The 4,428-nt window shown below is 60.2% G+C and carries 5 protein-coding genes; 1 reads left to right on the forward strand and 4 read right to left on the reverse strand.

The features are described 5' to 3' along the window. Window positions 1-90 precede the first annotated feature (90 nt). Together ACRESJ_RS06665 and ACRESJ_RS06670 are read right to left on the reverse strand one after the other, a co-directional pair. Window positions 91-462, reverse strand: coding sequence for a YajD family HNH nuclease (locus ACRESJ_RS06665; protein WP_431757208.1), 372 nt, complete (start codon window positions 460-462; stop codon window positions 91-93). 49 nt (window positions 463-511) lie between these two features. Beyond that, the gene (locus ACRESJ_RS06670; RefSeq protein ID WP_046043858.1) at window positions 512-1,198 is read right to left on the reverse strand and encodes a spermidine synthase; all 687 of its coding nucleotides are present in this window, start codon (window positions 1,196-1,198) and stop codon (window positions 512-514) included. Window positions 1,199-1,294: 96 nt separating this feature from the next. Here ACRESJ_RS06670 and ACRESJ_RS06675 point away from each other — a divergent pair, with 96 nt between their 5' ends. Next, the gene (locus tag ACRESJ_RS06675) at window positions 1,295-1,585 is read left to right on the forward strand and encodes a hypothetical protein (RefSeq protein ID WP_431757209.1); all 291 of its coding nucleotides are present in this window, start codon (window positions 1,295-1,297) and stop codon (window positions 1,583-1,585) included. On the opposite strand, the gene ACRESJ_RS06680 is transcribed toward ACRESJ_RS06675, so the two are convergent. Next, window positions 1,582-2,055: a cyclic nucleotide-binding domain-containing protein gene (locus ACRESJ_RS06680; RefSeq protein ID WP_431757210.1), complete on the reverse strand. Its 474-nt coding sequence runs from the start codon at window positions 2,053-2,055 to the stop codon at window positions 1,582-1,584. The two genes, ACRESJ_RS06675 and ACRESJ_RS06680, sit on opposite strands and share 4 nt — an antisense overlap. A 225-nt stretch (window positions 2,056-2,280) precedes the next feature. Further along, entirely contained in the window at window positions 2,281-4,335 is a 2,055-nt protein-coding gene (locus tag ACRESJ_RS06685; RefSeq protein ID WP_431757211.1) for a S9 family peptidase, read from the reverse strand. Window positions 4,336-4,428 lie beyond the last annotated feature (93 nt).

Consider the following 4,428-nt stretch of genomic DNA (forward strand, 5'->3'; position numbering starts at 1 on the left):
GGGTTCTGCGGCGTATACAAGATTTCGTACTCACCGCGGAACCCGTGGGAGCGGGCTTGCCCGCGAAGAGGCCAGTCAAGTCACAGAAGATCAGTCTTCTTTCTTCATCAATCCAGCCAACGCCGCAAACGGGTTATGCGTCGCCTTGGCGATTTTCGGCGTGCTCAGCGAGCCTTCACCGAAGTATTGCTGGTCGGTATAACGCGAGTGCTCGTTATCGTGGCAATAAACGCACAACAGTTCCCAGTTCGAACCGTCCTGCGGGTTGTTGTCGTGGTTGTGGTCGCGATGATGCACGGTCAGTTCGCTCAGGCGCTTGCCGGAGAATTCACGGGCGCAGCGGCCACACACGTGCGGATACATCTTCAGGGCTTTGTCGCGGTAGCCCATTTCCTTGTCGCGCTGGTTGTCGGCGAGGATGCGATCCAGCTTCGAGGTGTTGGTTGGGGTGGACGAACTCATGGGTTCACCTTTGTAGAAAGACTAATGACGGTTATGAACAGAGTTTAGCTCAGCCCTTGAGCTTCTCGGCAATCCAGATGGTGTGGCGGGTGCCCTTGTTGCCATGGGCAAATACCTGCACTTCCTCTGCCTTGAACCCGGCTTTTTTCAGTTTGTCGGAAAATTGCCGATCCGCGCTGGCCGACCAGACCGCCAGCACGCCTTTGGGGCGCAGGGCCTTGGCGCAGGCACTTAGGCCGCCGGCGGAGTAGAGCCAGCTATTGGCCTTCTGGGTCAGGCCTTCGGGGCCGTTGTCAACGTCGAGCATGATCGCATCGAAGCCTTGTGGCTCGGCCTGCAGGACCTTGGCCACATCTTCCATGCGAATGACCGTGCGTGGGTCCTGTAGCGGGTTGCCTGCTTTCTCGCCCAAAGGGCCGCGATTCCACTCCACCACACCGGGCACCAGTTCGGCGACCACCACTTCAGCGGTCTTGCCCAAATGCTTGAGCGCCGAGGCGAGGGTGAAGCCCATGCCCAGACCACCGATCAACACTCGCGAGTTTGGCCGGCCGGCCACCTTGCGGCAGGGAATCTCGGCAAGGGCGTCCTCGGAGCCGTGCATGCGCGTGTTCATCAACTGCCCGCCGTCACCGCCCTGGATCTTGATGACGAAATCCTCGCCATACTCGAACAGGCACAAGGCACCGCCGTTTTCTGGAATGGGGGTGGTGTCGAGCAGAACGAAACGTTTCATGGGACTCACTTGAAGAAAAATTGGCAGCACGGAGGAAGGCAAACAGACGCAGTTGGGAGTAGCCTGCACATGACAACAAGGCCAACGGAGCCATTGATGAAGCGCACCATTCTAACGGTCATTGCCACGGCCGCGCTCTCGATTACTGCAGTGCAGGCCCAACAACTGCAAACCCTTCCAGTCAGCCCCGCCCCCATGCCCGGCTCGCCAGGTACCGCGACGCCCACCCCTTATCCGCAAATCAGCCCGGCGCCCTTGCCAAGGGTCGGCCCTGGCAGTGGCGGTCCGCCGCTGGTGCCCATCGAAAGGCCAAGCCCGCCCACCAAGGACCAGCCGCTGCCAGGGCTTGAGCCAAGCCCGTCGAAAGCCAAATCGCCAGGTGGTTAGACCTGCTGTGTCAGCAATTGCCCATCGGCCATGCGCAAGCGCTTCGATAGGGCGACGGCAAGGGCGCGGATGATTTTGGCGGCGATTTTTGGCGCGTCGTTGAGCATTTTTTCCAGTGAGTCCTTGCCCAGGTTGAGCAACTGGCAGTTGCTCGCCGCCACGCAACTGGCCGAACGGCGTTCGCCGTCGAGTACGGCCATTTCGCCGAACGAGCGTCCGCTGCGCAATGTGGCGATGGTCACCCGTTGCCCGTCGGCGGTGGTTTTTTGCACCGCCACCTGGCCGGTGTGGATGATGCACATGAAGCTGCCGGCATCACCCTCCTGGAAAATCTGTTCGCCCTGGGCAATGGTGCTGATGCTGAAGTAGCCCGAGGCCGCGGCGAAGTCTGCCGGCAATAGCTGATTGAACAGGCCGCAGTCCATCAGCCAGTCGCGAATTTCATTGTTCAGTAGGGTCGGTTCTGACATGTCGTGGCTGTCTTTTTTGTTGTGTCTGTCGTTTCAGCTTTCTGTGGGAGCGAGCCTGTCGAATCGTCGCACCGTCGCGATGGTCGTCAACGCTAACGCTGGAAGCCTGATACCCCGCTGCGCTCTTCAGTCCATCGCGAGCAAGCTCGCTCCTACAGGTACAGCGGTAATGTTGTACTGGATTGCGGTGCCGGGAATTAAGACCAGCACCGTAAGCCAAGTTCCTCAGACGATCCCCAAAACCTTGAACAAAAATGCATATTCGAGCGCTACGTCACGCAATCCCTGGTATCGCCCACTCATCCCGCCATGCCCGGCGCCCAGTTCGGTCTTGAGCAGCAGGGGATTGGTGTCGGTTTTGGTGTCGCGCAATTTGGCTACCCACTTGGCCGCTTCCCAATACTGCACGCGACTGTCGTTGTAGCCGGCAATCACCAGTGTCGCCGGATAGGCTTGCGCTGTGACGTTTTCGTACGGAGCGTAGGCCTTGATCCGATCATAGACGTCCGGTTCTTGCGGGTTGCCCCACTCGTCGTATTCAGTAACGGTCAATGGCAGGTCCGGGTCGAGCATGGTGTTGAGCACGTCGACGAACGGCACTTCGGCAATCGCCGCGCCAAACAGCTCCGGCCGCAGGTTGAGCACAGCACCGATCAACAGGCCGCCGGCGCTGCCACCGCTGATTGCGAGCTGGGCTGCGCTGGTGAAACCATTGGCGATCAAGTGTTGGGCACAGGCGATGAAATCGCTGAAGGTGTTCTGTTTGTGTTCCTGCTTGCCGGCGCGATACCAGGCTTCGCCCAGTTCGCCACCGCCGCGCACATGGGCAATGGCAAACGCCATGCCGCGATCGAGCAGGCTCAAGCGTGCATGGGAGAACCACGGGTCGAGGCTTTCGCCATAGGCACCGTAGCCATACAGGTACAGCGGCACCGGTTTGCCGAGGGCCTCGCGCTTGACCACCAGGCTGATCGGCACCTGTGTGCCGTCGGGTGCGGTGGCCCACAAACGCTGGCTGACGTAGGCGTCAGCGTCGAACGGGCCGAGCACCGGGGTTTCCTTGAGCACTTTCTGGTCGCCGCTCGCCAGTTCAAGCTGGCGGATTTGCGCTGGGCGGTTCAGCGCTTCGTACCGCAGGCGAATCCGCTCGCTGACAAATTCCAGGCTGTTCTGCACATGCAGGCTGTAGGCCGCGTCCGGCAGTTGCACTCGATAGCTTGGCAAGTCCTGCGGGTGGACTTCGATGATCGGCAGGCCACCTTCGCGCAGGCTCAAAGTCAGGGCGCTGGCGTTCAGGCTCATGCCGTCGATCATCACCGTTTCGCTATGGGGGATCAGGTTTTGCCAGTCGGCCTCGGTCGGCACCAGGCCAGTATCGACAGCGGTGTACAGGGCAAAGTTGATGCCGTCGCGGTTGGTGCGGATGAACCAGGTCCATTGGCCATCGAGTGCGCCGTGGTCGACGTCATACTCATGGTCCTCGACCCGTGGTGCGATGCAGGTAAAGGCTTGCTGCGGCTGGTTGGCATCGAGCACCCAGACTTCGCTCGTGGTTTTGCTGCCGACCGAAAGCAGTAATTGCTGTTCGGAGCTTGCGCGGTAGCAGTGCATGAAGAAACGGCCGTCCGACTCATGGAACACTTCTTCGGCTGCCGTACCGTCCAGGCGATAGCGGTATAGCTTGTGCGGACGGTGTGTGTCGTCCAGTTCGCCGAAAAACAGCGTCAGGCTGTCGTTGGCCCAGGTCATGCTGCCGTCGCAGTCCTGGAATTCCAGTTCACTGACACGCCCGTCAGACAATTCCTTCACGAACAGCGTGTAGATCTCGTCACCGCTGGAGTCGATGCTATAGGCAAGACGCTGGTGGTCCGGGCTGACGCTGAATGCGCCGAGGGAAAAAAAGCCGCCATTGGCCAGCTCGTTTGGGTCCAACAGCAGTTGTTCCTGGCTCTCGTCGAGGGTCAGGCTGTCGTCGGCCGGGCGCGGGCAGCGGTAGTGCCGTGCGTATTCGTCGCCTGCGGTAGTGCGCGTGTAATACAGGTACGGTCCCCAAGGCGAGGGCAGGGACAGGTCGGTCTCGAGGATCCGTCCCTTGATTTCTTCGAACAGGGTTTCGCGCAGCCCGGCCTGATCGGCGGTTTGCGCCTCCTGATAGCTGTTTTCAGCCTTGAGGTAGTCGAGCACCGCATCGGTGTCGCGCTCCTGCAGCCAGGCATACGGGTCGGAGCCTTCGGCCTTGTGGGCGATCGGGGGGAGGGGGGCGTTCGCTGATAAGGACATGAATGGCTCTCGAACAATGTACGAAACGGGGTTGATTACTTGTGGGAGCGGGCTTGCTCGCGAATGCGGTGTGTCAGAAACATTGATTTGAAC

The organism is Pseudomonas sp. (assembly GCF_050739655.1).
In the GTDB taxonomy this organism is placed as follows: Bacteria; Pseudomonadota; Gammaproteobacteria; order Pseudomonadales; family Pseudomonadaceae; genus Aquipseudomonas.